The 26,306-nt window shown below is 73.0% G+C and carries 29 protein-coding genes; 19 read left to right on the forward strand and 10 right to left on the reverse strand.

Going from position 1 to position 26,306, the window contains the following annotated elements:
* Positions 1-34: 34 nt before the first annotated feature.
* A complete protein-coding gene (locus SCAB_RS04215) occupies positions 35-826 on the forward strand; it encodes an MBL fold metallo-hydrolase (RefSeq protein ID WP_012998808.1) in 792 nt (263 codons plus the stop codon).
* Here SCAB_RS04215 and SCAB_RS04220 read toward each other — a convergent pair.
* Together SCAB_RS04220 and SCAB_RS04225 are read right to left on the reverse strand one after the other, a co-directional pair.
* A complete protein-coding gene (locus SCAB_RS04220) occupies positions 816-1,403 on the reverse strand; it encodes a flavoprotein (protein WP_012998809.1) in 588 nt (195 codons plus the stop codon). The genes SCAB_RS04215 and SCAB_RS04220 overlap by 11 nt on opposite strands.
* A 23-nt stretch (positions 1,404-1,426) precedes the next feature.
* The gene (locus SCAB_RS04225) at positions 1,427-2,455 is read right to left on the reverse strand and encodes a helix-turn-helix transcriptional regulator (protein ID WP_012998810.1); all 1,029 of its coding nucleotides are present in this window, start codon (positions 2,453-2,455) and stop codon (positions 1,427-1,429) included.
* A 289-nt stretch (positions 2,456-2,744) separates the two neighbouring features.
* Between SCAB_RS04225 and SCAB_RS04230 the strand changes: the two genes are divergently transcribed.
* The 4 genes from SCAB_RS04230 (at position 2,745) to SCAB_RS04245 (ending at position 8,216) form a co-directional block, all read left to right on the forward strand.
* Entirely contained in the window at positions 2,745-3,782 is a 1,038-nt protein-coding gene (locus SCAB_RS04230; protein ID WP_041668885.1) for a sugar ABC transporter substrate-binding protein, read from the forward strand.
* A 9-nt stretch (positions 3,783-3,791) separates the two neighbouring features.
* Positions 3,792-5,447 (forward strand): sugar ABC transporter ATP-binding protein, encoded by a 1,656-nt coding sequence (locus SCAB_RS04235; RefSeq protein ID WP_012998812.1) that lies wholly within the window; start codon positions 3,792-3,794, stop codon positions 5,445-5,447.
* Positions 5,444-6,436, forward strand: a complete 993-nt coding sequence (locus tag SCAB_RS04240; protein ID WP_012998813.1) for an ABC transporter permease — start codon at positions 5,444-5,446, stop codon at positions 6,434-6,436. Before SCAB_RS04235 ends, SCAB_RS04240 begins: the two co-directional genes overlap by 4 nt.
* 82 nt (positions 6,437-6,518) lie before the next feature.
* On the forward strand, positions 6,519-8,216 hold the full coding sequence (locus SCAB_RS04245; RefSeq protein ID WP_012998814.1) for an amidohydrolase: 1,698 nt from the start codon (positions 6,519-6,521) through the stop codon (positions 8,214-8,216).
* 53 nt (positions 8,217-8,269) lie between these two features.
* Here the strand turns inward: SCAB_RS04245 and SCAB_RS04250 are convergent, their stop codons facing one another.
* A complete protein-coding gene (locus SCAB_RS04250; protein WP_037726775.1) occupies positions 8,270-9,211 on the reverse strand; it encodes an LLM class flavin-dependent oxidoreductase in 942 nt (313 codons plus the stop codon).
* An 81-nt stretch (positions 9,212-9,292) separates the two neighbouring features.
* Between SCAB_RS04250 and SCAB_RS04255 the strand changes: the two genes are divergently transcribed.
* From SCAB_RS04255 to SCAB_RS04265, 3 genes are all read left to right on the forward strand, one after another.
* Entirely contained in the window at positions 9,293-9,865 is a 573-nt protein-coding gene (locus tag SCAB_RS04255) for a MarR family winged helix-turn-helix transcriptional regulator (RefSeq protein WP_037726776.1), read from the forward strand.
* Positions 9,866-10,117: 252 nt separating this feature from the next.
* Positions 10,118-10,756, forward strand: a complete 639-nt coding sequence (locus SCAB_RS04260; RefSeq protein WP_037727034.1) for a LysE family transporter — start codon at positions 10,118-10,120, stop codon at positions 10,754-10,756.
* Between the two features lie 120 nt (positions 10,757-10,876).
* Positions 10,877-11,323 carry a nitroreductase family deazaflavin-dependent oxidoreductase gene (locus SCAB_RS04265; protein ID WP_012998818.1) on the forward strand — a complete coding sequence of 149 codons (447 nt, stop codon included), beginning with the start codon at positions 10,877-10,879 and terminating at the stop codon, positions 11,321-11,323.
* Positions 11,324-11,451: 128 nt separating this feature from the next.
* On the opposite strand, the gene SCAB_RS04270 is transcribed toward SCAB_RS04265, so the two are convergent.
* Entirely contained in the window at positions 11,452-12,492 is a 1,041-nt protein-coding gene (locus SCAB_RS04270; protein ID WP_012998819.1) for a cation diffusion facilitator family transporter, read from the reverse strand.
* Positions 12,493-12,599: 107 nt separating this feature from the next.
* On the opposite strand from SCAB_RS04270, the gene SCAB_RS04275 reads away from it, so the two are divergent.
* Both SCAB_RS04275 and SCAB_RS04280 read left to right on the forward strand, forming a co-directional pair.
* Entirely contained in the window at positions 12,600-13,616 is a 1,017-nt protein-coding gene (locus tag SCAB_RS04275; RefSeq protein ID WP_041668886.1) for a glutathione S-transferase family protein, read from the forward strand.
* Positions 13,617-13,651: 35 nt separating this feature from the next.
* On the forward strand, positions 13,652-13,948 hold the full coding sequence (locus SCAB_RS04280) for a DUF4235 domain-containing protein (RefSeq protein WP_012998821.1): 297 nt from the start codon (positions 13,652-13,654) through the stop codon (positions 13,946-13,948).
* Between the two features lie 18 nt (positions 13,949-13,966).
* Here SCAB_RS04280 and SCAB_RS04285 read toward each other — a convergent pair whose 3' ends face one another.
* Positions 13,967-14,359 (reverse strand): VOC family protein, encoded by a 393-nt coding sequence (locus SCAB_RS04285; RefSeq protein WP_012998822.1) that lies wholly within the window; start codon positions 14,357-14,359, stop codon positions 13,967-13,969.
* 289 nt (positions 14,360-14,648) lie between these two features.
* Here SCAB_RS04285 and SCAB_RS04290 point away from each other — a divergent pair, with 289 nt between their 5' ends.
* The gene (locus tag SCAB_RS04290) at positions 14,649-15,011 is read left to right on the forward strand and encodes a DUF1304 domain-containing protein (RefSeq protein ID WP_012998823.1); all 363 of its coding nucleotides are present in this window, start codon (positions 14,649-14,651) and stop codon (positions 15,009-15,011) included.
* Complete coding sequence (locus tag SCAB_RS04295; protein ID WP_012998824.1) at positions 15,008-15,580, forward strand: TetR/AcrR family transcriptional regulator; 573 nt, start codon at positions 15,008-15,010, stop codon at positions 15,578-15,580. The genes SCAB_RS04290 and SCAB_RS04295 overlap by 4 nt, the downstream gene beginning before the upstream one ends.
* Positions 15,581-15,699: 119 nt before the next feature.
* Here the strand turns inward: SCAB_RS04295 and SCAB_RS04300 are convergent, their stop codons facing one another.
* The gene (locus SCAB_RS04300; protein WP_012998825.1) at positions 15,700-16,809 is read right to left on the reverse strand and encodes an NAD(P)-dependent alcohol dehydrogenase; all 1,110 of its coding nucleotides are present in this window, start codon (positions 16,807-16,809) and stop codon (positions 15,700-15,702) included.
* A gap of 32 nt (positions 16,810-16,841) precedes the next feature.
* On the reverse strand, positions 16,842-18,299 hold the full coding sequence (locus SCAB_RS04305) for an aldehyde dehydrogenase family protein (protein ID WP_012998826.1): 1,458 nt from the start codon (positions 18,297-18,299) through the stop codon (positions 16,842-16,844).
* Between the two features lie 148 nt (positions 18,300-18,447).
* Here SCAB_RS04305 and SCAB_RS04310 point away from each other — a divergent pair, with 148 nt between their 5' ends.
* Entirely contained in the window at positions 18,448-18,876 is a 429-nt protein-coding gene (locus SCAB_RS04310) for a MarR family winged helix-turn-helix transcriptional regulator (RefSeq protein ID WP_012998827.1), read from the forward strand.
* 203 nt (positions 18,877-19,079) lie between these two features.
* Positions 19,080-19,463 carry an anti-sigma factor antagonist gene (locus SCAB_RS04315; RefSeq protein ID WP_012998828.1) on the forward strand — a complete coding sequence of 128 codons (384 nt, stop codon included), beginning with the start codon at positions 19,080-19,082 and terminating at the stop codon, positions 19,461-19,463.
* Positions 19,464-19,504: 41 nt separating this feature from the next.
* Here the strand turns inward: SCAB_RS04315 and SCAB_RS04320 are convergent, their stop codons facing one another.
* Entirely contained in the window at positions 19,505-20,455 is a 951-nt protein-coding gene (locus SCAB_RS04320) for a ribose-phosphate diphosphokinase (RefSeq protein ID WP_012998829.1), read from the reverse strand.
* A 194-nt stretch (positions 20,456-20,649) separates the two neighbouring features.
* Here SCAB_RS04320 and SCAB_RS04325 point away from each other — a divergent pair, with 194 nt between their 5' ends.
* Together SCAB_RS04325 and SCAB_RS04330 are read left to right on the forward strand one after the other, a co-directional pair.
* A complete protein-coding gene (locus SCAB_RS04325) occupies positions 20,650-21,306 on the forward strand; it encodes a DUF4230 domain-containing protein (protein ID WP_012998830.1) in 657 nt (218 codons plus the stop codon).
* Between the two features lie 302 nt (positions 21,307-21,608).
* The gene (locus SCAB_RS04330; protein ID WP_012998831.1) at positions 21,609-22,280 is read left to right on the forward strand and encodes a VanZ family protein; all 672 of its coding nucleotides are present in this window, start codon (positions 21,609-21,611) and stop codon (positions 22,278-22,280) included.
* Here the strand turns inward: SCAB_RS04330 and SCAB_RS04335 are convergent.
* Positions 22,261-22,497 (reverse strand): hypothetical protein, encoded by a 237-nt coding sequence (locus SCAB_RS04335; RefSeq protein ID WP_037727035.1) that lies wholly within the window; start codon positions 22,495-22,497, stop codon positions 22,261-22,263. The two genes, SCAB_RS04330 and SCAB_RS04335, sit on opposite strands and share 20 nt — an antisense overlap.
* A gap of 81 nt (positions 22,498-22,578) precedes the next feature.
* Here SCAB_RS04335 and SCAB_RS04340 point away from each other — a divergent pair, with 81 nt between their 5' ends.
* From SCAB_RS04340 to SCAB_RS04350, 3 genes are all read left to right on the forward strand, one after another.
* Positions 22,579-23,628 (forward strand): PHP domain-containing protein, encoded by a 1,050-nt coding sequence (locus tag SCAB_RS04340; RefSeq protein ID WP_012998833.1) that lies wholly within the window; start codon positions 22,579-22,581, stop codon positions 23,626-23,628.
* Positions 23,629-23,693: 65 nt separating this feature from the next.
* The gene (locus SCAB_RS04345) at positions 23,694-24,359 is read left to right on the forward strand and encodes an HAD family hydrolase (RefSeq protein WP_012998834.1); all 666 of its coding nucleotides are present in this window, start codon (positions 23,694-23,696) and stop codon (positions 24,357-24,359) included.
* Positions 24,360-24,790: 431 nt separating this feature from the next.
* Entirely contained in the window at positions 24,791-25,819 is a 1,029-nt protein-coding gene (locus SCAB_RS04350; protein ID WP_012998835.1) for an SDR family oxidoreductase, read from the forward strand.
* Positions 25,820-25,972: 153 nt separating this feature from the next.
* Here the strand turns inward: SCAB_RS04350 and SCAB_RS04355 are convergent, their stop codons facing one another.
* A complete protein-coding gene (locus tag SCAB_RS04355; RefSeq protein WP_012998836.1) occupies positions 25,973-26,233 on the reverse strand; it encodes a hypothetical protein in 261 nt (86 codons plus the stop codon).
* Between the last annotated feature and the right edge of the window lie 73 nt (positions 26,234-26,306).

The following is a 26,306-nucleotide window of genomic DNA, read 5'->3' on the forward strand; positions in this document are numbered from 1 at the left end:
GCCGTCCCGGGCCGCTTTCCGGAAGGGAACCCGTATGACCGGCGTCCGCGTCACGCACATCGGCGGTCCGACCGCCCTGATCGAGATCGGCGGGCTGCGGCTGCTCACCGACCCGACGTTCGACCCGCCGGGCCGCCGCTACGCCTTCGGCTGGGGCACCTCGTCCCACAAGACCGCCGGGCCCGCGCTGCCGGCCGCCGACCTGCCCCCGATCGACGCGGTACTGCTCACCCACGACCACCACGGCGACAACCTCGACGACGCGGGCCGCGCCCTGCTGCCGGGCGCGCGGACCGTGCTCACCACCCCGTCCGGGGCCCGGCGACTGGGCGGCAACGCGCGCGGGCTGGCCCCCTGGGACACCTGGCGGCTGTCCGCCCCCGACGGCACGACCGTCGAGGTGACCGCCACCCCCGCCCGGCACGGCCCGCCGCTGTCCCGCCCGATCGTCGGCGAGGTCACCGGCTTCGCGCTCGGCTGGCCGGGCCAGCGGCACGGGACGCTGTGGATCTCCGGCGACACCGTGCTCTTCGACGGCGTCCGTGAGGTCGGCCGCCGGATGGCCGTGGGTACCGCGCTGCTCCATCTCGGCGGCGTCGGCTTCCCGGTGACCGGCCCGCTCCGCTACACGATGACCGCCGCCGAGGCCGTGGAGGTCTGCCGGCGCTTGCGTCCCCGCACCGTCGTGCCGGTGCACTACGAGGGCTGGGGGCACTTCCGGGAGGGCCGGGCGGCGGCCGAGCGGACGCTGGCCGGTGCCCCGGACCAGGTGCGGGACGCCTTCCGCTGGCTGCCGCCGGGCACGGCGGCGGAACTCACGGTCTGAGGGAGGTCCCCCCGCCGTCCGCCTCCAGCAGGTCCAGCGCCCGTTCCCAGTGGAACTCCCCGCGCCCGCCGTCCTCGTCGCCCTCACCGGCGTACGGATCACCGAACCGGACTCCCATGCCGCGCAGCCGCTCCAGGCTCGCGCGGTAGGCCGGGTGGGCGGCGAGCGCGTCGGCCACGCAGGGCAGGACGGCGACGGGGACACCGAGGCCGGACACCTCGCACAGGGTGCCGACCGCGAGGGTGTCGGCGAGGCCCGCGGCCCACTTGTTGACGGTGTTGAAGGTGGCGGGCGCGACCACGACGGCGTCCGGCGGCGGGAAGGGGCGGGGGTCGCCCGGCCGGCGCCAGGCGGACCGGATCGGGCGGCCGGTCTGTGCCTCGACCGCCGCCGTGTCGAAGAACCCGCCCAGGGCGACGGGTGTCGCGATGACCCCGACCTCCCAGTCCCGCTCCTGCGCGGCGGTGATCAGCCTGCCGACCTCCGCGGCGATGCCGGCGGCACAGACGACGACGTAGAGGAAGGGTCTCCCGTTCTGCCCGGAGCGGGCGGCGGCCGGGTTCGCGGTGGCAGTCACCCGTCGACCCTACTCACCCCGGATCACCCTCCGGGCGGTCCCTCGACGAAACGTTCGACGTCCGCGGCGGTCGGCCGGAGCAGTCCGTCGCGTACGGCCAGGGCCGTGGCCTCGGCGCGGGAGGCGGCGCCGGTCTTGCGCAGCAGATGCTCGACGTGGGTGTGCACGGTGCGCGGGGACAGGAACAGCGCCTGGGCGATGGCCTGGTTGGTCATACCGGTGGCCGCCCGGGTGAGCACCTCCAGCTCGCGAGGGCTGAGCCCGTACGGCAGCGGGGCGGGCGTCTCGTGCACGAGGACGGCCCGGCGGACGACGGCCGAACCGAGCGTGTGGCGGCGGACGGTGACCCGGTGCCAGTCGGGGCCGACGGGCCAGAGCAGGCGCAGCCGGGTGCCGCCCGAGTCGGCGAAGGCGCGCACGAGACGGCGGAACTCGGTGTCGCGGAGGACCAGGGCGGGGTCCCGCCCCGGGAGTTCGAGGACGTCGTCGGCGACGGCCAGGCTCGCCCGGCCGCCGGACGGGAGGTCGGGGAGGTCGCCCGCGTGCGCGGTGGGGTCGGCGAGGACGCCGAGGGCGGGCAGCAGGGACGCGAGCAGCCGGCGGGTGTCGGTGTCGTAGGCGTCGGGGGTCGCGGTGGAGAGGGTGATCAGGCCGACGAGGCGGCCGTGGTGGTGCAGGGCGCCCGTCACCGCGTCCCGGACGCCCGCCGGGCGCATGCGTTCGGCGTAGAACCAGCCGTCGCGGTAGCGCTCGCCCGGGTCCTCGACGTCCTCGCTGATGGAGGGCGGGATCGCGCTGCGCAGGACGTTGGCGTACCAGGGGGTGGAGACGAACTCGGCGGCGAGGGCGGCGGACACGTCGGCGTCGTAGCCGAGACCCGCGACCTGGACGTGGGTGCCGGTGATCGGGTCGATCTCCAGGAGGGTGGCGGCGTCGAGGGGCAGGGCGCGGCCGAGTTCGTGGAGGGCCTCGGCGCAGGCGGAGGCGGTGTCGCGTTCACGGGTGAGCATGCCGATGCGGGCGGCCGCGGCGAGCTGGTGGTGGGTGAGCATGCGCGCCTCCCGGGGCCGCCCCGAGACCGGTCAGGTCGTTTGGGCCCTAACGATAGAGCGGTCCCGATAAGTGGACAAGGCACACACCGGCCCCGGCCCGCACGGCCGCGCGCACCCCGTCGCCATCCGCACCCCCTCCACCACCTGCACCCCCTCCGCCACCCGTACCTCGTCCGCCGCGCGCTCTCGGTATTTGTACGGATGGTGGGGCCGGGCGCCGGGGTCTTTCCTGTTCGGCACAGCACGTCGCCCGCCGCCGGCGGGCCCCGCCCCCTTGGAGATCCCCGCCATGAGCAGACGCCCCCTTTCCGTCACCCCGGCCTCGCGCAGGCAGTTCCTCGCCTGGTCCGCCGGAGCGCTCACCGCGACCGGGCTGGCCGCCACGGGCTGCAGCGCCCCGGAGAGCGGCTCCGGCTCGGCGAAGGCGGCGGACACGTCCCCCTCCACCCGCAAGCTCACCCAGATCGGGCTCGACTACCCCTTCACCCAGATCCCGCTCTACAGCACCCTCGTGAAGCTGTCGACGGCCGCCGCGAAGAAGCACGACATCAAGCTGCTGACGACGAGCGACGCGAGCAACCCCGACACCCAGGCCAGCAACCTCAACGCCTGGGTCGCCCGGAAGACGCAGGCCATCGTGTCGTTCCCGATGGTCTTCGAGGCCACCGAGGCGATCGCCAAGGCGGCCCTGGACGCCGGCCTGATCTGGGTGACGTACGGCGGGACGCTGGAGAGTCAGAGCGCCGACATCCGGTTCAGCTTCCGGGAGAGCGGCACGCTGCTCGGTGAGTCGGCCGCCAAGTGGGCCGCCGAGGCGCTGAACGGGAAGGGGAAGGTCGCGTTTCTGGTCGACAACACGATCGACCTGGGCCGGGAGCGCACCAAGGGCATGATCGACGCGTTCACCAAGCTCGCGCCCGGGGTCGACGTGGTGGCGCAGGAACAGGCCATCGACCCCGACACGGGCCTGTCGAAGTCCACCGCGCTGCTCGCCAAGCACCCCGATCTGAACATCGTCCTCGGTGTCACGGACGCGGCGGCGTACGGCGGGTTCAAGGCGCTGCAGCAGGCCGGGCGCAAGAAGGGCGACCGGAAGACGTTCGTCGGCGGCCAGGACGGTTCGGCGCCCTCCCTCCTCGCCATCAAGCAGGGCACGTTCTACCGGGCCTCCGCCGCGCTCGCCCCGCTGGACATCTCCAACGCCATCGTGGAGGTGCCGCTCGCGGTCGCCGCCGGTAAGGCGGACCCGAGTGTCGACGTGCCGGTCAAGCTGGTCCAGCGCGGCGACACGGCGGAGATCGACGCGCTGCTCGCCCAGAACGGCTAGGGCCGCGCGATGGCCGACACGAACGGCAGCCCGGGGACGGCGGGTACGGCGAACCCGCCGAATCTACGGATCAGCTCGCTCAGCAAGTCCTTCGGCGGGGTGCGCGCGCTGGACGCGGTGGACCTGACCGTGCCCGCCGGGCAGGTGCACGCCCTGCTCGGGCACAACGGCGCCGGCAAGTCCACGCTGATCAAGTGTCTCGGCGGGGCGTTCCCGCCGGACTCCGGGACGATCGAGGTGGGCGGTGTCCCCCACGCCCGGCTCAGTCCGCGCGAGTCGATCGCGGCCGGGGTGGCGATCATCTTCCAGACGCTGAGCGTCGTGGACTCGCTGACGGTCGCCGAGAACATCTTCCTCGGCCAGGAGTGGACCCGGTACGGCCGGATCGACCGCCGGGCCCAGGAGAAGGTGGCCGTCGAGCTCCTCGACCGGGTCGCCGCGAGCTGCTCGCCACGCGACCGGGTGGGTGAACTGCCCATGGGGCAGAAGCAGTTGGTCGAGATCGCCAAGGCCCTCAGCCGCAGCGCCTCGGTGCTGGTCCTGGACGAGCCGACGGCCGCCCTCTCCGGCACCGAGAGCGACGCCCTCGCCACCCGGGTGGAGGACCTGCGCACCCAGGGCCTCGCCATCGTCTACGTCACGCACCTGCTGGCGGAGGTCGAACGGCTGGCGGACGCGGTGACCGTGCTCCGCGACGGCCGGGTCGCCCACCACACGGCGACGGGGAATCACCGCCGCCACGACCTGGTGAGGGCGATCACGGGAGGGCGGGCGGCCGGTCCCGCGGCCGGCGCGACCACGGCCGCGGGCGGGGGTGCCGACGTCGTCGTTCCGGGGCGGCGGAACCCCGCCCGGCCCGCTCGCCTCACCGTCCGCGGTCTGCGCGGTCCCGGCTTCGGACCCGTCGACCTGACCGTCGCCGAGGGCGAGATCGTGGGGTTGTACGGGCTCATCGGGTCGGGGCGTACGCGGGTGCTGGAGACCCTGTTCGGCAGGCGCCGGGCGTCCGGCGGGTCGGTCCGGGTCGGTGAGCGGGCCGTCTCCGCTTCCCGTCCCGCCGACGCGCTGGCCGCCGGCGTCGCGCTCGTGCCGGCCGACCGGCGGGCGCAGGGGCTGTTCGCGGGCCTGAGTGCCCAGGACAACGTGCTGCTGCCGAGCGTGCGGACGCTGGCCCGGCGCGGTGTGCGGGCGCTCGGGGCCGAGCGGCGGGTGTTCGGCTCGCTCGCCGAGTCGGTCGGGCTGCGGCCCGTACGGCCGGGGCTCCCGGCCTCGGCGTTCTCCGGCGGCAACCAGCAGAAGCTGCTGCTCGGCCGCTGGATCAACGAGGCGCGGGCCGTCGACGTCCTGCTCCTCGACGAGCCCACCCAGGGCGTCGACGTCGGTGCCCGTCAGGAGATCTACGACGTCGTGTCCTCGCTCGCCGCCGAGCGCGGCACGGCCGTGCTGTTCGCCTCCAGCGACCCGGAGGAGGCGGCCGTGCTCGCCCACCGCTGTCTGGTGGTCGACCGGGGCCGGATCGTCGCCGAACTCTCCGGCGCCGGCCTCACCGAGGAGTCCCTGCTGGCCGCCGTCCACGACGCGGGACCGGCGGCCCAGGGTCCGGACCACAGCCCGGACGGCGATCCCAGCGCGTCCCCCGCCCCGTCCCACGAAGGAGCAGCATGACCACCGTGACCGCCGCCGAGCGCGTCGTCCCCGGCCCGCGCGCGCTGGCCGCGCACGGCCTCGCGACCCTGCGGCGCCATCCCCTGATCGTCGTCCTCGCCCTGCTGGTGGTCGTGTTCCAGCTGTCCACCGGCAGCTTCCTCGACCCCGGCAACCTGCGGGGGATCGCCACCGACGCGGCCGCGCTCGCGATCGTCGCCGTCCCCCTGGCCCTGCTCGTCATCAGCGGCTATCTGGACCTGTCCGTCGGCTCGACGCTGGCGCTCGGTGCCCTCACGGCGGGCTGGCTCGCGGGCGAGCGGGCCCAGTCGCCCGTGGTCGCCGTCCTCGGGGCGCTGGCCGTCGGCGCGGCGGTCGGCGCGGTGAACGGGGTGCTCTGCTGCTATCTGGGGCTGTCGCCGTTCATCGTGACGCTGGGCATGCTGGCGGCCGTGCGGGGCCTCGCCCAGCAGCTCTTCCCGCTGCCGCTGAGCGGCTTCGGCGACGGGTTCGCCTGGCTGGGCGGGGCACGGATCGCCGGGATCGCGGCGCCCGTGGTCGTCGCCGCCGCCGTCCTGGTGGCGGGGGCCCTGTTCCTGGCGTACACGCCGACCGGACGGCACGTGTTCGCCATCGGGGTCAACCGGGAGGCCGCGTACCTCTCCGGCATCGACGTCCGCCGTACGCCGTTCGCGCTGTTCGTCGTCACGGGTACGGCCGCCGCGCTGGCCGGGGCGATCAAGGCGTCCGTGCTGGACAGCGTGGTCGCGGGCACCTCGGGCACGGGCTTCGAACTGACCGTGCTCACGGCGGTGCTGCTGGGCGGGGTGGCGCTGAGCGGCGGCTCCGGTTCGGTTCTCGGGGTACTGCTCGGCGTGCTGTTCCTGGGATGCCTCCAGAACGGGCTGACACTGCTGAGCGTGCCGACGTTCTGGCAGCAGATGGCCCAGGGCGTGGCCCTGGTGGCGGGCGCCGCGCTCGCCTACTTCGGCCCACGGGCGACCCGGTGACCGTCGTCCCCCGCCCTCCCGGCCCGCACTCCCCCTCCCCGTCCCCCTCGTATCCGTATCCAGACACCTCGGAGAGGTCCTCGTGAGCGACACTTCCCCCACCCTCGTCCTGACCGGCGGTCAGGTCATCACCGTCGACGCCGGATTCACGGTCGCCGAGGGTGTGGCCGTGCGCGGCCGGGAGATCGTCGCGGTCGGCACGGACGCCGAGATGCGCGCGCTGGCCGGACCGGCGACGAGGATCGTCGAGCTGGCCGGGCGGACCGTGCTGCCGGGCATCAACGACTCGCATCTGCACGGCGCCGCGTACGCGCTGTCCAAGCCTCCGTTCGCCCTCGACGTCGGCCATCCGGCGGTCGGCTCGATCGCCGACGTCGCCGCGGTGGTGGGCGCGGCGGTGCAGGGCGCCGCTCCCGGTGAGTGGATCGTCGGCCTGGGCTGGGACCCCGGCTATCTCGCCGAGTGCCTCGCCGAGCCGGGCCGGCTCCCGCACCGCGCCGACCTGGACGCGGTGGCGCCCGACCACCCCGTCTGTCTGACCGACTTCTCGCAGCACATGGTGTGGGCGAACAGCGAGGCCCTGCGCCGTTGCGGGATCGACGCCGGCACCGAGGCACCCGACGGCGGGGTCGTCGACCGTGACGCCGACGGCTCGCCGACCGGCATCCTGCGCGAGGCCGCCGGCGTCCTGTTGCAGGCCGCCCTGCCCTCCCCCACCGTCGCCCGGCGCCGCCGGGCCGTCCAGCGCCTCGTCGCCGAACTCCACGCGCGCGGCATCACCAGTTACACCGAGCCGGGCCTCGGGCCCGGCGGCTCCGAGACCCTGTTCGGCGGGCTGAGCACCGACAACTGGACCGCGTACGCCGAACTGGCCGCGGCCGGCGCGCTGCACGTCCGGGTCAGTGTGCTGCTGCTGCCCGCGCCGATCGGCGGCTCCGCCGACGACGTCCGCAAGGGCCTCGCCGAGCTCCACCGCCCCGAGTCCGCTGACCCCCGGCTGCTGAACGCCATCGGCGTGAAGATCTTCGCCGACGGGGTGCCTCCGAACCGTACGGCCTGGATGAACGAGCCCTACCTCGACGGCGGCCACGGCTCCCTGTGTGTGCACGGGCGCACGCCCGATGTGCAGGTCGACGAGCTGTTCGACATGATCCGGGTCGCCCATGAGGCCGGCTACCAGCTGGGCGTCCACGTCACCGGCGACCGGGCCATCGATCTGGTGGTGGACGCGTTCGTGGCGGCGCAGGAGGCCGTGCCGCGCGAGGACGCCCGGCACTACGTCATCCACGGCGACTTCATCGGCGCCGACAGCCTCGCCCGGCTGGCCGCGCACGGCTACGGCGTCAACATGAACCCGGCCATCAAGTGGACGATCTCCGACCTGATGGCCGAGGTCGTGGGTCCGGAGCGGTCGGCGTACCAGTGGCCCGCGCGCTCGGCCTTCGACGCGGGGCTCGCGGTGTGCGCCAGTTCGGACGCGCCGATCACCGAGCCCGACTGGCGGCAGGGCGTCGCCGCGATGCTGCTGCGCGAGTCCAAGGCCAGCGGCCGGGTCAGCGGGCCCGAGCAGTGCGTGGAACTCGCCGAGGCGCTGCGGGCGTACACCATCAACCCGGCGCGGCAGGACTTCGCCGAGGCGTGGAAGGGGTCCGTGGAGGTGGGCAAGGTGGCCGACCTGTGCGTCCTGGACCGGCCGCTGCTGGACCTCGATCCGCACGAGATCACTCAGGTGCGGGTGGACATGACGGTGTTCGACGGCGGGGTAGTCTTCGAGCGCTGAGCACGGCCGTGGGGCCGGTGCCGCGTGTCGCGGCACCGGCCCTCGCCGTGTCCTCAGCCCGTCAACGCCTCCACCCGGCGCATGACCTCCTTGCAGAAGGCGCCCACGCCGTCGGGGTCGTCGATGAACTGGTTCGGCTTGACGCAGAAGGTCGTGAAGCCCTGTTCCAGCTGCTCCGGTATCGAGGCGAGGGCCGCTCCGAGGTCCGCCGGGGCGTGGTCGTCGGGGAAGACGGCCTGGGTGCCGCCGATCATCTCCAGGTCGGCGGCGTTCCGTCCGGCGGCGGACATCGCCTCGTCGAGCGCCTTCAGGTCGTCGGGGGTGGGCCGTCCGAGGGGGTGGAAGCCGTGGCCGTGGCGGACGAGCCGGCGCAGGACGGGGCCGTGCAGGCGCTGCCCGCCGAACCACAGCCGCGGGCCCTCGGGGCGGTACGCCTTGGGCTCGAAGTAGACGTCCCGGAAGGGGTAGTGCTCGCTGTCGTGGGAGATCGGGGAGGGGCCCCAGGCTTTCGCCCAGACCTCCAGGTGTTCGTCGAGCAGCCGGCCGCGCCTGCCGAAGGGCACGCCGAGCGCGTCGTACTCGTCCCTGCTCCAGCTGACCGTGGGCTGCACCAGCAGCCGTCCCTCGCTGAGCAGGTCGAGGGTGCCCAGCTCGCGGGCCATCAGCAGGGGGTGGCGCAGCGGAGCGAGGACGGCCGCGGCGGCCAGGCGCAGGCGCTCGGTGACGGAGGCGATGGAGGCGAGCAGCAGCAGGGAGTTGGGCCAGGGGGTGTAGGGGTCCTGGTTGCCGGGGAGGGCGTAGTCGCGGGGGTTGCCCATGATGCCGTCGGCGCCGGCGTCGGGGCCGAGCACGATGTGTTCGCTGACCATGACGGAGTCGAACCCGGCGTCCTCGGCCTCGCGGGCCCACCGTACGGCGGCGGGCAGGTCGGCCCGGCCGCCGGTCAGGGTCCAGTTCTCGCTGAGGACCAGCAGCATGCGGGGGGTGGTGCTCATGACGGTTTCCCTCTCCTCCGTACAATTTGATGCCGAATGACCGACCCACCGACCTCCGCACCGACGATTCGAGGAGCCCCCGTGCCCGGCCAGCGATCCATCACCGAAGCCGAGAAGCTCGCCGCGGCGAAACTGGGGGACTTCCCCATCCGCCGCGACCAGATGGCGGCGGTGGCGAACATCTACCGGGCCGCGTCGGCGGTGCGGCAGCACCTGGAGAACTCGGTGCTGCGCCCGTCCGACCTGACGTGGACGGCGTTCGTGGTGCTGTGGGTGGTGTGGGTGTGGGGCGAGTCCGAGACCCGGCACGTGGCCGAGGAGGCGGGCATCTCCAAGGGCACGCTGACGGGGGTCGCCCGCACGCTGGAGTCTCGTGGACTGGTGCGGCGGGCGGCGCATCCGACGGACGGGCGGCTCGTGCTGCTGGCCCTCACCGACAAGGGCGAGGAGCTGATGCGCCGGGTGTTCCCGGCCTTCAACGAGGAGGAGGCCTTCGTCACCGGGCAGCTCAGCGACACCGAGTGCAGGAGCCTCGCGGAGGGGCTCCGCAGTGTGGTGCTGCAGGTCGAGGAGCACGGTGAGGAGCGCCGCCGCACGCTGTTGAACGGTGCCGAGCCCGCGCCCCGGCGCAGCGGCCGGCGTCCGAAGGCGTGAGGCCCGCGCGGAGGGCGCACTCGTGTGTCCACGCGTCCGCCCTCCCATGTCGTTTGGATACAAACAAAGTAGGCAGGCGCGGAACCCCGGTCAAGGGCCGCCCGTAATTCGATTGCGGGGAGACCGCCCGCGGCCCCACGATCTGCGCATGTTCATCACCGATGCCTCCCTGCCCCTGACCCCGACCACCGCCTCGCCGGTGCGGGGCCGGCAGCAGTCCGGCCGACCGTGGGGACCGACACCGCCCCGGTCATGACGGCCGCGCTCGTCGCGGGGCTCCTCGCCGGCTATGGCATCGCCATCCCGGTCGGGGCGGTCGCGACCTATCTCGTCTCCCTCACCGCCCGTACGTCCCTGCGGACCGGAGCCTGCGCCGCGCTCGGCGTGGCCACGGCCGACGGACTGTACGCGCTGCTCGCCGCCCTCGGCGGTACGGCCCTCGCCGCCGCCCTGCAGCCGGTGCTGGCGCCCCTGCGCTGGGTCTCCGCACTGGTGCTCCTGGCGCTGGCGGTGCGCGGCGCGGTCACGGCCCTGCGTCAGTACCGCGCCGGACGGCTCGCCACCCGCACCCAGCGGGACCCGGTGAGCCCGGCCCGCGCCTACGCCGCCCTCCTGGGCATCACCCTCCTCAACCCCACCACCGTCGTCTACTTCGCCGCGCTCGTCCTCGGCAGCCGCGCCACCGACGCCGTCAGCCCCCTGGAACAGGGGGTGTTCGTCCTCGCCGCGTTCCTCGCCTCCGCGAGCTGGCAACTGCTGCTCGCGGGCGGCGGAGCGCTGCTCGGCCGGGCCCTGACCGGACACCGGGGGCGTCTGGTGACGGGCCTGCTGTCGAGTGCCGTGATCGTGGTACTGGCCGTGCTCATGCTGGTGCCGTCCTCCGGTGGCTGAACGATCCGGAGGACGGCGGGTCCCGGGCCCTGCCGCGGCCGCGGCCGCGGATGAAACCGGCAGGGGCCCGTGTTGAACACGGGGAGACGACCCCGATCACGACGACAAGGGACGGATGCCATGCCACTTGAGGGCGAGTACGAGCCCAGCCCGGCGCAGTGGGTGCGTGAGCAGGTCGAGCTGTACGAGAGCTCGGGCGGGACCCGGGGGACGACCTTGCGGGACACGGGCCTGCCGGTCATCGTGCTCACCACCCGCGGCGCGCGGAGCGGCAAGCTCCGCAAGACGCCGCTGATGCGGGTGGAGCACGGGGGACGGTACGCGGTCGTGGCCTCGCAGGGCGGCGCGCCCAAGCACCCGGTCTGGTACCACAACCTCAAGTCCGACCCGCTGGTGGAACTGCAGGACGGACCCGCGCGGCAGGAGCTGACCGCGCGGGAGGTCACCGGGGACGAGAAGGCCGAGTGGTGGGAGCGCGCGGTCGCCGCGTATCCGCCGTACGCGGAGTACCAGGAGAAGACCGACCGGGAGATCCCCGTCTTCGTGCTGGAGCCGGCGGCGGGGTGACGGCCCGCCGGGCTCCCGGCCCGAGGTGAGAAATGCCGAGAGCGCCGGGAGCGCTCGGAGCGCCGGCAGCGCGACGAAAATTCTTTCGAGCCCTTCGCATGACTGCCCGGCCACCGGGCACCCGGGTCTCAGGCCCCGCCGCGTTCCCCCGTCGCGGCGGGGCCCTCTCCTGCGCGCTCCCCCGGCCCCGTCTTCTCCGTCACGTCGAGGAAGATCTGGTCGGCCTCGGGGACGAGGTGGGCGATGGAGCCCTTGATGCGGACGGCGACCAGTTCCACCTCCTCGCTGTCCAGGCCCGGCACAAGGTCGACACGGGCGGCCACCAGCGTCGAGTCCAGGCCGAGCTGCATGGTGAGCAGACCCTCGACACTGTCGATCTCGGGCTGCGCCGCCAGCAGGGCGCGGATCCTCCGGCTGGCCTCGTCGTCGGCGGCGACCCCGATGAGCTGTTCGCGGGCGTCCCGGCCGAGCCAGTAGGCGACGTACACCAGCAGCGCCCCGATCGCGAACGAGGCGGACGCCTCCCAGACGACCTCGCCGGTCACCATGTGCAGGATCATTCCGGCGATCGCGAGGGTCACACCGAGCACCGCCGTGCCGTCCTCGGCGACCACCGTGCGCAGCGCCGGGTCCCGGAGCCCGGCGACACCGCCCTGGCCGCGCACCTGGTGCAGGGCGCGCAGCAGCGAGGCGCCCTCGGAGAGCAGGGCCACGCCGAGGACCGCGATGCCGGCGACATAGCCGTCGTAGGACTCCGCGCTCTCGGACGTCAGGGCGTGGAACGCCTGGTAGAAGGAGAAGCAGCCGCCCATCACGAAGATGCCGACGGCGGCCAGCAGCGACCAGAAGAAGCGCTCCTTGCCGTAGCCGAAGGGATGCCGGCTGTCGGCGGGACGGCGGCTGCGGCGCAGTGCGGCGAGGAGGAAGACCTCGTTCAGGCTGTCGGCGACCGAGTGGGCGGCCTCCGACAGCAGCGCCGGTGATCCGGCGAGCAGCCCGCCGACGGTCTTGGCCACCGCGATCACCAGGTTGGCCCCGAGGGCGACGAGGACGGTGATCCGCGTCCTGCGGTCCTCCCGCGCCTTGCTCCCGTCGTGGGTCCCCGGTCCCTGGAGCGCCGCCCCGTCCCGGTCGTCCGTCGTCTCCGTGCCTGCTGCTGTCCGCGTCACGTTCGCCGCTTGCCCCGGCCCGTGGCACTCACACCGTGGGTGTCGCGGAATTCGGGGAACTCTCCTCAGGGCATACGTATCCGCCACGCACCGGGAGGTCGGACGGCATGAGTGTCGGAGAGGGGAACGAGGCGTACGGGAGGGAACCGTTCAAGCGGTCCAGGAGCCACTTCACGGACCGGGTCACCGCCGACGGCCGGGACGGCCGGCCGGTGGAGGCGGGCCGTTACCGGCTGGTGGTCAGCCGGGCCTGCCCCTGGGCGAGCCGGGCGGTGATCTCCCGGCGGCTGCTGGGCCTGGAGGACGCGCTGTCGATGGCCGTGGCCGACCCGATCCAGGACGACCGCAGCTGGCGGTTCACGCTGGACCCGGACGGCCGCGACCCGGTCCTCGGCATCCGGTTCCTGAAGGAGGCGTACGACGCGCGGGAGAGCGACTACCCGGGCGGGGTCAGCGTTCCCGCGCTCGTGGACGTGCCGAGCGGGGAGCTGGTCACCAACGACTACCAGCAGCTCACCCTCGACCTCGCCACCGAGTGGACGGCCCTGCACCGCGAGGGCGCGCCCGACCTGTACCCGCGGGCGCTGCGCGACGAGATCGACACCGTCATGGCCGAGGTGTACGAGGACGTCAACAACGGGGTGTACCGGGCGGGCTTCGCCACCGGGCAGAAGGAGTACGAGGAGGCGTGCGCCGGGGTGTTCCGGCGGCTGGAGGCGCTGTCGGACCGGCTGTCCCGGCGGCGCTACCTCGTCGGAGGGACGATCACGGAGGCGGACATCCGGCTCTTCACCACACTGGTGCGTTTCGACCCCGTCTACCACGGTCACTTCAAGTGCAACCGCCGGAAGCTGACCGAGGACCGAGTGCTGTGGGCGTACGCCCGTGATCTCTTCCAGACCCCGGGGTTCGGCGACACCGTCGACTTCGACCACATCAAGCGGCACTACTACCAGGTGCACACGGGCATCAACCCGACCGCCGTGGTGCCGCTCGGCCCCGACCTGGCGGGCTGGCTCACGCCCCACGGCCGCGAGGACCTCGGCGGCAGCCCGTTCGGCGACGGGACGGCCCCCGGGCCGGTGCCCGCCGCCGAGGCCGTGGCACCGCAGGGCCGTCCCTGACCGGCGGCCTCACCGCACGCACGAAGGAGGACCAGATGTCCAAGAAGAAGAAGCTCCCGCTGGCCTACCAGCCGCTCGGCTTCGCCCTCGGCTGGGCGGGCGGTGCGCTGGCCTCGCTGGCGTTCCGCAAGACCTGGAAGCTGATCCGGCACGAGGACGACGCGCCCGACGCGCTGGACCGGGACCGCGGCTGGGGCGAGGTGCTGCTCGCGGCGGCCGTGCAGGGCGCGATCTTCGCGGTCGTGCGCAGCGCGGTGGACCGCACGGGCGCGAAGGCCATCGAGCGGTCCACCGGCGTGTGGCCGGCCACCGAGAAGGGCGGCCGGGACTGAGTCACGGGGCCGATGGCGTCAGCCCTGTTTCGGGGCCGTGGAGTGTTCGCGGCGCAGGGTGAAGGAGTGGCCGGCCGGGTCGGAGTAACCGCGCTCCTCGAACGGCCCGGCCGGCTCCTTGGTGTCCACCGGACGCCCGCCGAGCGAGACGATCCGCCGTTCGGCCTCGTCGAGGTCGTCGACGTAGAAGTCCAGATGGGCCTGGAGGGAGTTCTCGGGGCGGGGCCAGCTGGGCGGGGTGGCGTTGACGTCCCGGCGGAACGCCAGCCGGGCGCCGCAGGCCGCCTCGATCTCCACGCGGTTGGCGGTGGCGTCCGTCTCCTCGGCGTCGAGCAGCTCCTTGTAGAACACCGCGAGCTTCTCCGGCTCGGCGCAGTCCAGCACCACGAGGCCCGCCTGTACCAGTGCCATGTCTCCTCCGTACGGGATCCCGGGCGCGGGGGACGGTCCACCGCCGCCCATACGCTCCCCGGGTACCCGCCGGCTACAGATTCAGCCGCAGCGTGAGCGCCTGGGTGCGGCTCACCGGACGCTCGCCTCGCCGTCGCTCCCGCACACAAGCCCCCCGCAGGGTGCGTCGGTCATCGTCGTGGCGGTGGTCACAGGCCCACCTGGTGGACTTCCTGGACAGGCGTCCAGCTATAGTGGACATCCGTCCAAGAGGTTCGGAAGTTCCAGTGAGTTACGGAGACTGTTGACCATGGAGATCCTGGCGAACGTGCTGGTCGCGCTGGTGGCCCTGCTGCACGCGTACATCCTGGTGATGGAGATGTTCCTGTGGCAGAAGAAGCAGGGGATGTCCTTCCACGGGATGGACGCGGAGATGGCCGAGCGCACCGCCGCGATGGCCGCCAACCAGGGGCTCTACAACGGCTTCCTCGCCGCCGGTCTGGTGTGGGGCCTGATCGCCGGTGACCCGACCGGGTACCGGGTCCAGATCTTCTTCCTGGCCTGTGTGATCGTCGCCGGCGTGTACGGCGCCGCCACCGCCAACCGCCGCATCCTCGTCGCCCAGGCGCTCCCCGGCGCACTCGCCCTGGCCGCCGTCCTCGTCGCGGGATGACCCCGGAGGAACCCCGGAGCACCGAGGACCCCCGGGCCGCCCGCACCCGGGCCAGACTGCGCGGGGCCCTCCTCGACGAGTGCGCCACGCACCCCCTGCACGAGGTCAGCGTGGCCGCGCTGGTCCGCCGGGCGGGGGTGGGGCGGGCCACGTTCTACGTGCACTACCCGGACCTGGAGGCGCTGGCGGTCGACGCCTGCGCCGATGTCGTACGGGAGGCGGTGGAGGCGTTGCACGCCTGGCGGGGCCGCCCCGACCCGGTGCGGGCGCCGGCGGCACTGCCGGAGTTCTTCGCCGGACTCGCCCCGCACGCGGCCCTGTACCGCGCTCTGCTGGCGCCGGGCGGCGGCGGGCCGCTCGGCCTGGTCCTGCACCGGGACCTGCGCGCCTACAGCCTCCGTGAACGCGAACTGGCGGGGGCCGCGGACGCCCCGCTGGTGGCCTCCGCGGTGGCGGCCACCTTCGCCGGGGTGCTCGCGGACTGGCTGCACGGCCTCCTCGACGGCACCCCCCGGGAGATCGCCGACCAGGCGTGGCAGCTGCTGGTCGCCCTGCACCGCAGCCGCTGAGGGCACGGGCGTGCGACGGCCCTGTGGGGTGACCCGGTGTGCGGGTCACCCCCAGGGCCGGGGTCACGCGGGGAGGACGTGCCCCGGCGGGAGAGGGCTCCTCGGGACGCCGGTACGCGTCAGAACGTCAGCACGGGCTTGATGCTGCGACCGCCGCTCATGTCGGCGACGGCCTGCCCGATGTCCTCGAACCTGTAGCGGCTGATCAGCCGGTCGAGCGGGAGCTTGCCCTCCTTCACCAGCTGCACCAGGACCGGGATGGCGGTCTGGATCTCGTTGTCGCCGAGGGTGAGTCCGACGACCCGCTTGCCGCCCAGCATGCCGTTGACGTCGAGGGAGACCTCGGTGCCGAACGGCGGGGCGCCCACGATGACGAGGGTCCCGCGCGCGGCGAGGGCGTCGACGCCCTTGCGGAGCACGAAGACGCTGCCGGTGGTCTCGACGACACCGTCGGCGCCCCGGCCGCCGGTGATCTCCATGACCGCCTCGGTGATGTCGGCGACCTCACCGGCGTTCACCGTGTGGGTGGCGCCCAGCTCCTTGGCCAGGTCCAGCCGCTCACCGACCTTGTCGACGGCGATCACGGTGGTCGCGGGGGTGAGGGCCGCCGCCATCACGGCGGAGAGGCCGACGGCACCTGCGCCCAGGACGACGAGGGTGCTGCCCGCGCGGGGCTCCAGCACGTTCCAGACGGCGCCGACACCGGTCTGGACGCCGCAGCCGAGCGGGGCGATGGAGTCCAGCGGTACGTCCGGGTCGACCTTGACGAGACCGCGCTCGTCGACCAGGGCGCGCTCGGCGAAGGAGGACTGGCCGAAGAAGTGCCCGCCGAGGTCCTGGCCGTCGCGGCTGATGGTGCCGGTGCCGTCGGCCCGGCGTCCGCCGAGCAGGTTCAGCGGGAGCCAGGTGGCGCAGTACGCCGGGTGCCCGTCCCGGCAGTTCCCGCAGGTACCGCAGGAGGTGAAGGACAGGACGACGTGGTCGCCGGGCACGACGGAGGTGACGCCCGGACCTACGGCCTCGACGACACCGGCACCCTCGTGGCCGAGGACGCCGGGCAGCGGGAAGGGCAGCCCGCCGCTCGCGACCCCCAGGTCGGTGTGGCACAGCCCGGCGGCGACCATCCGGACGAGGACCTCGCCGCGCGCCGGCTCGTCGAGGACGACCTCGGAGAGAGTGAAGGGTGCGCCCCCGGACTCGACCACGGCGGCGCGTGTGGTGATGGACATGCTGGTGGACTCCTTGGCTTCCAGGGGTGCGCTCAGTCGAGCGAGACGACGACGGACTTGACCTTGGTGTAGGACTCCAGGGCCTCGGGACCGTACTCGCGGCCGAAGCCGGAGGCCTTCACGCCCCCGAAGGGCACGGCGGGGTCGAGCATCGGCCAGTCGTTGACCCAGACGATGCCCGCCTGGAGCCGGTCGGCGACGCGGTGGGCGCGGGTGAGGTTGGTGGTCTGGATGCCGGAGGCCAGGCCGTACGGTGTGGAGTTGGCTAGCTCGACGGCCTCGTCCTCTGAGTCGAAGGGCTGCACGGTGAGGACCGGCCCGAAGACCTCCTCCTGGACGACCCGGGAGTCGTTGCCGAGGTCGGCGATGACGGTGGGCTTGTAGTAGTAGCCGCCGTCCAGGTCCAGGCGCTCGCCGCCGCAGACGATCCGGCCGCCCTCCTTGCGGGCCAGCTCGACGTACTCCTCGACCTTCTTCAGGTGCCGCTCGCCCGCCATCGGGCCGATGACCGTCTCGGGCCGCCGGGGGTCGCCGATCGGCACACCGGGCACCGCCTCGGCGAGGATCCCGAGCACGGTGTCGTGGACCGCCCGGGCGACCAGCAGACGGGGGCCGCCCATGCAGAACTGGCCGGTGTTGAAGACGAAGCCCTTGATGATGGCGCCGATGGCCTTCTCGAGGTCGGCGTCCTCGAAGACGAGGTGGGCGGCGTTGCCGCCCAGCTCCATGGTGACCTGCTTCAGGCCCTCGCCGGCGACGCTCGCCGCGTGCCGGCCGGTCGCGGTGGAACCGGTGAAGGCGATCTTGTCGACGCCGGGGTTGCGCAGCAGCGCCTCGCCGGCGACCGGACCGGTGCCGGTGACGACGTTGAAGACGCCGTCCGGGACGCCGGCCCGCTGCAGCAGGTCCGCCATGTAGAGAGCGCTGAGCGGGGTCTCCTCGGCGGGCTTGTGCACGATCGTGTTGCCGGCCGCCAGCGCCGGGGCGATCTTGGAGCCGGCCAGGATCAGCGGGAAGTTGAACGGGGTGATCGCGCCGACCACACCGATCGGTCCGCGCCGGGTGTAGGCGAGGCGGTTGTTGGGGACGTCGCGGGCGGAGCCGTCCAGGGACCAGGCGAGCGAGGCGTAGTACTCGTAGTCGTTGGCCGCGTTCGTCACGTCCACGGCGTGCGCCAGGGTGATGGGCTTGCCTACGTCCCGGCTCTCGAGGGCGGCGATGTCGTCGGCGTTCTCCCGGATCAGCTCGGCCACGCGGTGCAGGATCCGGCCGCGCTCACGGCCGCTCAGACCGGACCACGTGCCGCTGTCGAACGCCTCGCGCGCGGCGCGCACGGCGGCGTCGACGTCGGCGGCGCCCGCCTCCGCGACCGTCGTGACCACCTGGCCCGTGGACGGGTCGATCACGTCGGTACGTGCCCCGTCGGTCGCGTCGAGCCACTGTCCACCGATGAACAGCCGTCCGGGCCCGCTCTCGAAGGTGGTCGTCATTGCCCACTCCTCAGCCTTGATCCAGCGTGATACAGCCCTGGGTCAGCGCCTGCCCAGCACCGATCACCAAGTTTTCAACCAACAGGAATCCTGTTGGTTCGCAGTTTCATTACACACAGGTTTCCTGTCAATGCCCTACGCTGATCGCATGGTCGGCACCAAGGCACCCCCCTCCCTCCTCTACATGGTCAAGCAGGTGGAGCTGATTGTCCGCTCGCACCTGGACGAGCTGGTGCGGCCGGCCGGCATCACGGCGCTGCAGTACACGTCCCTGACCGTGCTGGAGCGGCACGACGGACTGTCGGCCGCCCAGCTAGCCCGCGACTCGTTCGTGACGGCCCAGTCCACCGCGGATCTCGTGCGCAGCCTGGAGAACCGGGGCCTCGTGCGCCGGGAACGCAATCCGCGCAACCGGCGCGAGCTGCTGATCCTGCTGACCGACGAGGCGCGCGAGCTGCTCGCCCGCCTTGCCGAACCCGTGCGTGAGCTGGAGGAACGCATGCTCAGCGACCTCACCCCACACCAGGCCGACCAGTTCAGACAGGCCCTGTCCCGGGCCTGGCACGCCCTGTCGTAGCGCACTCCGGGCGCACCATGGGCGCACCTCGCGCGCGCTCCGCGCGAATCTCGGGACAGAATGCCTGAGAAATCAAAGACATATGTCAATCGAACATGCTGAAATTCACCCTGACGGGGGTAACTTGCAGAGCAGGGACGGGCGTTGCTCCCGGCCTGCCCTCATGTCCGTCCTCATTCAGTCCGGTTGGAGGCGATGCCGTCGTGTCGAGCGACCCCACACCGCCCGCGACCGGGCACCTGCGCGTCCGCACGGACCGCGGCCGTACCGTGCTCGAACTCCACGGCGAGATCGACATCGCGGCGGCCGTGGAGATCATCCCGCACCTCGACGCGGCGACGAGCGGCCCCGGCGCCCGGATCGTGATCGACCTGCGGCACGTCGAGTTCTTCGACTGCTCGGGCCTGCGGCTGCTCTACCGGGCCCGGCAGCGGGTGCTCGACCGCGACGGCGAACTGCGGCTGGTCTGCACCCACCCGCTCACCCTGCGCGTCCTCAAGGTCACCGGCCTGGCCCGGCTGCTGCCGCCCGCCCCCACGCTGGAGGCGGCCCTGGCACAGCCCGAGGCCACGACCGGCACGTTATGACCTTGCCGCCGCCCACCCTCTCCCCAGGGTGACCCTCCCGCTCACTCCCCCGGCGCGTCGAACAGGGCGCTGACGGACTCGCCGTTGTGGATGCGACGCACGGCCTCCGCGAGCGCGGGGGCGATGGACAGGATCCTGAGCTTGTCGGTGCGCTCCTCCACGGGCACCGGCACGGTGTTGGTGCAGACGATCTCCAGGATGTCGGGCTGAGCGCTCAGCCGCTTGAGGGCACCCGCCGCGAACAGCCCGTGCGTGCACGCCACCCGGATCGAGCGCGGCCCCAGCTCGCGCAACCGCTCCAGCAGCTCGACGACGGTGCTGCCCTTGGCGATCTCGTCGTCGAGGACGATCACATCCCGCCCGGCCACCTCGCCGATCACCGAGTTGATGCTCACCCGGTCGTCCGCGAACCGCTGCTTGGCACCCGCCGCCACCTGCGCCCCGATCATCCGCGCGAAGGCCGCCGCCTCCTTGGCGTTGCCCAGGTCCGGCGAGACGACCGTCGTACGCGACAGGTCGTACTGCCGGAAGTGGGCCGCCAGCTCGCGCAGCGCGTGCAGATGATCGACCGGCACCGAGAAGAACCCGTGCACCTGCGGTGAGTGCAGGGTCATGGCGAGGACACGGCCCGCCCCCGCGGACACCATCAGATCGGCGACCAGCCGGCCGCCGATGGAGATCCGCGGTGCGTCCTTCTTGTCGGAGCGGGCGTAGGAGTAGTGCGGCATGACCACGGTGATCCGGCCGGCCGAGGCACCGCGCGCCGCGTCGCACATCAGCAGCAGCTCGACGAGATGCTCCTGGACGGGCGCGACCAGCGGCTGCACCAGGAACACGTCCTTCTCCCGGCAGTTGGCCTGGAGCTGCACCTCCAGACAGTCGTTGGCGAAGCGGCTGACCCTCGACGGGCTCAGCGGCACCCCCAGGTGCGCGCACACCTCGTCCGCGAGCTCGGGATGGGCGCTGCCGGTGAAGACGGCGATGTCACGCACGGTCGGCTCCTCGTATGAACATGATCATTACGGGTTGCGCGGCTCATGCTACTGGCCGGCCCGTGAACGCCGATCCGATACGGACGCCCGGCCGGCCGCACCCACGAGCCGTGGACGATTGCGGACAAACACCAACTCGGCGTTCCCCCGGGGTCTTTGAGGGCATTCGTTGAAAGAGGAAGGAGGGCCGTCGAATGACGACGTCCATCAAGCGCACCCGCCTGCCCGGCTGGGCCAAGCTGCTCGCCGCCGTGGTCGTTCTGATCGTGGTGCTGCTGGCCGCGCTGCGGATGCTGGTCTTCGGGGGACTGAAGGACGTGTTCGGCACCGAGGAGCACGACCGCTCGGGGCCCACACTCCTGAAGTCCATCCAGGACATGAGCCGGTACGACGCCGCCTCGGGCAACTTCCAGGTGGTCGTGGACCTGGAGAAGGACGCCAAGTACCTGCCCGACGCGATCCGCGGCACCCGCACGCTCTACGTCGGCGCGGGCACCGTCGACGCCTATGTGGACCTCGGCAAGGTCGGCGACGACGACGTGAAGATCGACAAGGACCGTACGTCGGCCACCATCAACCTGCCGCACGCACGGCTGGGCAAGCCCGCCCTCGACACCGAGCACTCCTACGCCGTCTCCAAGCAGCGCGGGCTGCTCGACCGGCTGGGCGACATGTTCTCCGACAACCCCAACGGCGAACAGGCCGTGCAGCGGCTGGCCGTCAAGCACATCGGGGACGCCGCGAAGGACAGCAGGCTCACGGACCGCGCCGAGGCCAACACCACCGACATGCTCGAAGGGCTCCTGAAGTCCCTCGGTTTCGAGGAGGTGAAGGTGACCTACGGGTCCTGACGTCGTCCGCCCGCGGGTCCGCGTCCTCCCCCGGTTCGGGGAGGGCGCGCCGTACGCGGAATCGACCGCCGCCCACGCACGTGCGCGCCCTCCCACACGCTCCCGCTCCCGGGTGCCTCCCCAGCACCCCTCGAACGGGAGCGGGTCCCTGTCACTCCCAGCCCGGAGTGCCCAGGGCGGACGAGGGGAAACCCGCGGGATCGCGCGGACCGCTTCCCGCACACGTCGTCCGGATGGGAATCGAGGACCGCTTCAGGGGTAACAGCTTGGGGACAGAGGGCAGTTGACAACGGGAGGGTCGCATGGCCGGCACCACGGCACGTTCCGGTTCCACCACCTCCGGGCGCCGTGCTCCGGCGTCCGCGCGCGAACGCCGGCCGCTCCCGCTGCCCCTGCGGCTGCTGGCGATGGCACTGGCCTTCATGGCCATGGTGGCGTTCGGCGTGGTTCTGGCCGGGCTCACCCTCCAGCCGTCCCCGGCGTCGGAGGCGCTCACCCACAGCAACCTCACTCCGGGCAGCTCGCTGCAGCTCTACTGGCACCACCCCGACCCGCGCGACGCGCTGAAGCAGGTCGGCGGGAACATCCTGCTGGGGGTGCCGTTCGGCCTCCTGCTGCCGGTGCTGGCGCCCGGGGCGCGCGGTCTGCTGCGGGTCCCCGCGCTGACCGCGGTGGTGATGCTGCTGGTCGAGCTGGTGCAGGGCGCGCTCGTCACCGGACGTGCGTTCGACATCGATGACGTCATCCTCAACACGACGGGCGCGCTGCTGGGCTATCTGCTGCTGGGCCGGCGGCTCGGCCGGGCCGTGCACGCCCGCCCCCCGCGCGAGCCCAAGGCCGCGCCGGCCCCGCGCCGGGCGCCCGCACAGCGCAGGAAGTCGCCCGCGCAGCGGAAGTCCGCGTCCGGCCGCGCCTGGGCACAGCGTCTGCGGGTGGGCCGCCGCCGCGGAAGCGCTAGCGCGGCCTCCAAGTGAGTTTGTCGCCGCCCACCCAGCGGACCTCGTCGGGGTCGTCCAGGTCGTGGACGACGACGCCGTGGGCCGCCGCGGCCTGGAGGACGTCGGTCAAGGTCCTCGCCTCGCCGACCACCTCGCCGTCGATCTCCACGATCCGGAACGGCGGTGTACCGGGCTGCACCCCGAGCACCATGACCCGGGGGTGGGAAATGTAGGGGCTCGCGCTTTCGGTCATGTCCACAGCGTAGATCGGTTCCGGCCGCCGTGCGGGTACCCGGTGGCTGGGCGACGCTGGAAGCGGAAGGCTGGAGGTGCCATGGATCCCGTCGAGGCCCTGGACCGGATCGCTTTCCTGCTGGAGCGGGACCGGGCCCCCACCTATCGCGTCCGCGCGTTCCGGACGGCCGCGGCCGTGCTCGGGGCGCTGTCGGCGCGGGAGCTGGCCGAGCGGGCGGCGGCGGGCTCGCTGGAGGCGCTGAAGGGGGTCGGGCCCAGGACCGCGCAGGTGGCGCGCGAGGCGCTGGCCGGTGAGGTGCCGGGCTATCTGCGCAAGCTGGAGCAGGGGGCCGAGGCCCCGCTCACGGAGGGTGGTGCCGGCACCGGGCTGAGGGCGCTGATCAGGGGCGACTGCCATGTGCACTCGGACTGGTCGGACGGCGGCAGCCCGATCGAGGAGATGGGCCGCACCGCCGCGCGCCTGGGCCACGAGTGGGCGGTGCTCACGGACCACTCCCCCCGGCTGACCGTCGCCCGGGGCCTGTCCCCGGAGCGGTTGCGGGAGCAGCTCGACGTGGTGGCCGCGCTGAACGAGACGTGGGCGCCGTTCCGGCTGCTCACCGGCATCGAGTGCGACATCCTCGACGACGGTTCGCTGGACCAGGAGCCGGAGCTGCTGGAGCGGCTCGACGTGGTGGTGGTGTCCGTGCACTCCAAGCTGCGGATGGACGCGCGGGCGATGACCCGGCGCATGGTCGCCGCCGTCCGCGACCCGCACTCGGACGTGCTGGGGCACTGCACGGGGCGGCTGGTCACCGGGCGGGGGCGCCCCGAGTCGGAGTTCGACGCGGAGGCGGTGTTCGCGGCGTGCGCGGAGACGGGGACAGCGGTGGAGATCAACTCCCGGCCCGAGCGGCTGGACCCGCCGCGGCGGCTGGTACGGGCCGCCGTGGCGGCGGGCGCGCTGTTCTCCATCGACACGGACGCGCACGCGCCGGGGCAGTTGACCTGGCAGGTCCACGGATGCGCGCGCGCCGAGGAGTGCGGGGTGCCGGCGGAGCGGGTGGTGACCACCTGGGGGGTGGAGGAGCTTCTGGGGTGGGCCCGGGAACGGGAGGCTCCCGGTCGGGTGGGGGCCGTGGATGCCTAGGCCACGGCAGTCCGGGGCAGGCGGGCGGTCTCCGGGAATGTTCCAGGAATCAGGAAGGTGAGCCGATGAGCAGGGCTGCTGTGTTCGATGTCGACGGGACCCTGGTCGACACCAATCATCTGCACGTCGTCTCCTGGTGGGAGGCGTTCCGGCAGGGCGGCCATCAGGTGTCCATGCACGACGTGCACCGGGCGGTGGGACTGCCGTCCGGTGATCTGATCACGCATCTGCTGGGTGAGGAACGCGATCCGCGGGAGAAGGACGCGCTGAGCGCGGCGCACAAGGCGTTGTACGGGACGTACGTCGACCGTCTGCCCGCGCTGCCGGACGCCGGGCGGCTGCTGCGGCGGCTCGCCGACCGGGGCTGGAGCGTGGTGCTGGCGACCTCGGCGGGCGGACCGGAGCTGGCCGCGCTACGGCGGGCGATCGGGGCCGACGACGCCATCACGGCGACGACCAGCGCGGACGACGTCGCCGAGGGCAAGCCCGCGCCGGATCCGGTCGAGCAGGCCCTGGAGCTGGCGGGCGCGCGGGCGGAGGAGTCGGTGTTCGTCGGGGACACGGTCTGGGACATGCGGGCGGGCGTCCGGGCGGGGGTGCGCTGTGTGGCGGTGCTCTGCGGCGGCGTCCCGAGGATCGAGCTGGAGGCGGCCGGTGCGGAGGCGGTGTTCCGCAATCCCGCCCATCTGCTGGCCGCACTGGAGGAGAGTCCGCTCGGGCGGGAGGAATGACCTGGTGACAGGTGCTCCGGCCGGGCTTGCGGCACGTGACGCAGATCACCGGCAATGTCCGGATACGCAGGGAACACCCCCTGGTACTTTCCCGTTGAACCAACCGTGGGTGTGGACGGGACAGTGTCCCCGGGCCTCACCTTTTGCCCACAGGGACGATCGTTCGGCTGAAGCCCTGTGGAGCCTTTCGCCGAGAGGCGACCGCCGTCCGCACCCACGCACAGACCGCCCCGACCGCGATTCCCCCGTCCCGGTCGGGGCTTTCCTCTTGCTCCGGCTCGTTCCGCGCCGTCCGGGCGCCGGATTCCTCCCGGCCGCACCGACGCGCTCGACCGGACGGGCGGTGTGTCCGGATATGACCGCGTGCTTCCGCGGGGCCCGGGTACTCGTGGGCGGCCCTGGAGGGACGAAGCGCGCGAGGGGAGTCAGCGGTGAACGGAGAATCCGGCGGCAGGGTCGTGGTCACGGGGGCCACCGGCAATGTGGGGACGAGTCTGGTGCGGCTGCTCGCGGAGGACGAGCGGGTCGGTGAGGTGCGGGGGCTGGCCCGTCGGGTCCCCGACATGGCACCGGCGAAGACGGACTGGTCGGCCGTGGACCTGGGGGCCGAGCAGACCGATCTGGTGAAGGAGTTCGAGGGGGCGTCCGCGGTCGTCCATCTCGCCTGGGCGTTCCAGCCCACGCACGACCCGGCCTCGACGTGGCGGACCAATGTGCTGGGCAGCATCCGGGTGTTCGAGGCGGTGGCGGCGGCCAAGGTGCCGACGCTGATCCACGCCTCGTCGGTCGGCGCCTACTCACCGGGGCCGAAGGACCGCGCGGTGGACGAGTCGTGGCCCACCCACGGCTGGCCGGACGCCGCCTACTGCCGGGAGAAGGCTTATCTGGAGCGGGCCCTGGACTCCTTCGAGCACGAGCATCCCGGGGTGCGGGTGGTGCGGATGCGGCCCGCGTTCCTCTTCAAACGGGAGTCGGCGAGCGAGCAGCGCCGTATCTTCGGCGGGCGGTTCCTGCCGGGGCCGCTCGCGCGGCCGGAGCTGCTGCCGTTCCTGCCCGACATTCCCGGGCTGAGGGTGCAGACCCTGCACACCGACGACGCCGCCCGGGCCTATGTGCTGGCGCTGCACGGCGAGGCCCGCGGCGCCTTCAACCTCGCGGCGGAGCCGCCCGTGGACGCGGCGCTGCTCAGCGAGGTGCTGGGTTCCCGTCCGGTCAGGCTGCCCCGGGCCGCGGTCCGCTCCGCGGTCGCCGCCGCGTGGAACCTGCGGCTGCTGCCCGCCTCCCCGCACCTCTTCGACGCGGTGCTGCGGCTGCCGCTGATGGACTGTTCCAAGGCCCGTGACGAGCTGCGCTGGCGCCCGGAGCGCACCGCGGTGGAGGTGCTGGAGGAGTTCCTGGAGGGGCTGCGGCAGGGCGCCGGGGCGGACACCGAACCGCTCCGGGGGCGGAAGGTCGGCTGACCGCGCCGACCGCCCCGCGGCCCTGCGGACGGTCCGGCGACATGACGGCGCCTCCCCGGGTCCCACCGGGGAGGCGCCGAGTTCCACGGGACCCTTCGCGAGGTGCGAGAGAGCGGGCCGATGCGTCCGGCCCGCGGCCCCGCGAGGAGCCCGTCAGCCGGACGGCTCGTCGGGTACGGGCTGTTCGGGATGGACGGCGCCCGATCGCGCCTCCCCCTGGCGGCCGGTACCGGCCTCGTCCGTGTCGGGCACGTCGGCGTCCTCCCCCGCCCGGCCCCCGTCCCGCTCGTCGCCGCCGGCGCGGCCCGGGGCCACCTCCCACGGGTCCTCGCCCTCGTGCGCCTGCTGATCGGGCATGTCCCTCGGTACGGGGTCCGGGTGCTCGCCGGGACCCTCCAGCCGGTGATCGGTCACGGCGTGCTCCTTCCCGCTCCGGTGGTGCGCCGCACGCGTTCCTGTTTCCGTCGGCGCGCCGCACGCGGGTACC

The organism is Streptomyces scabiei 87.22, from assembly GCF_000091305.1.
In the GTDB taxonomy this organism is placed as follows: Bacteria; Actinomycetota; Actinomycetes; order Streptomycetales; family Streptomycetaceae; genus Streptomyces; species Streptomyces scabiei.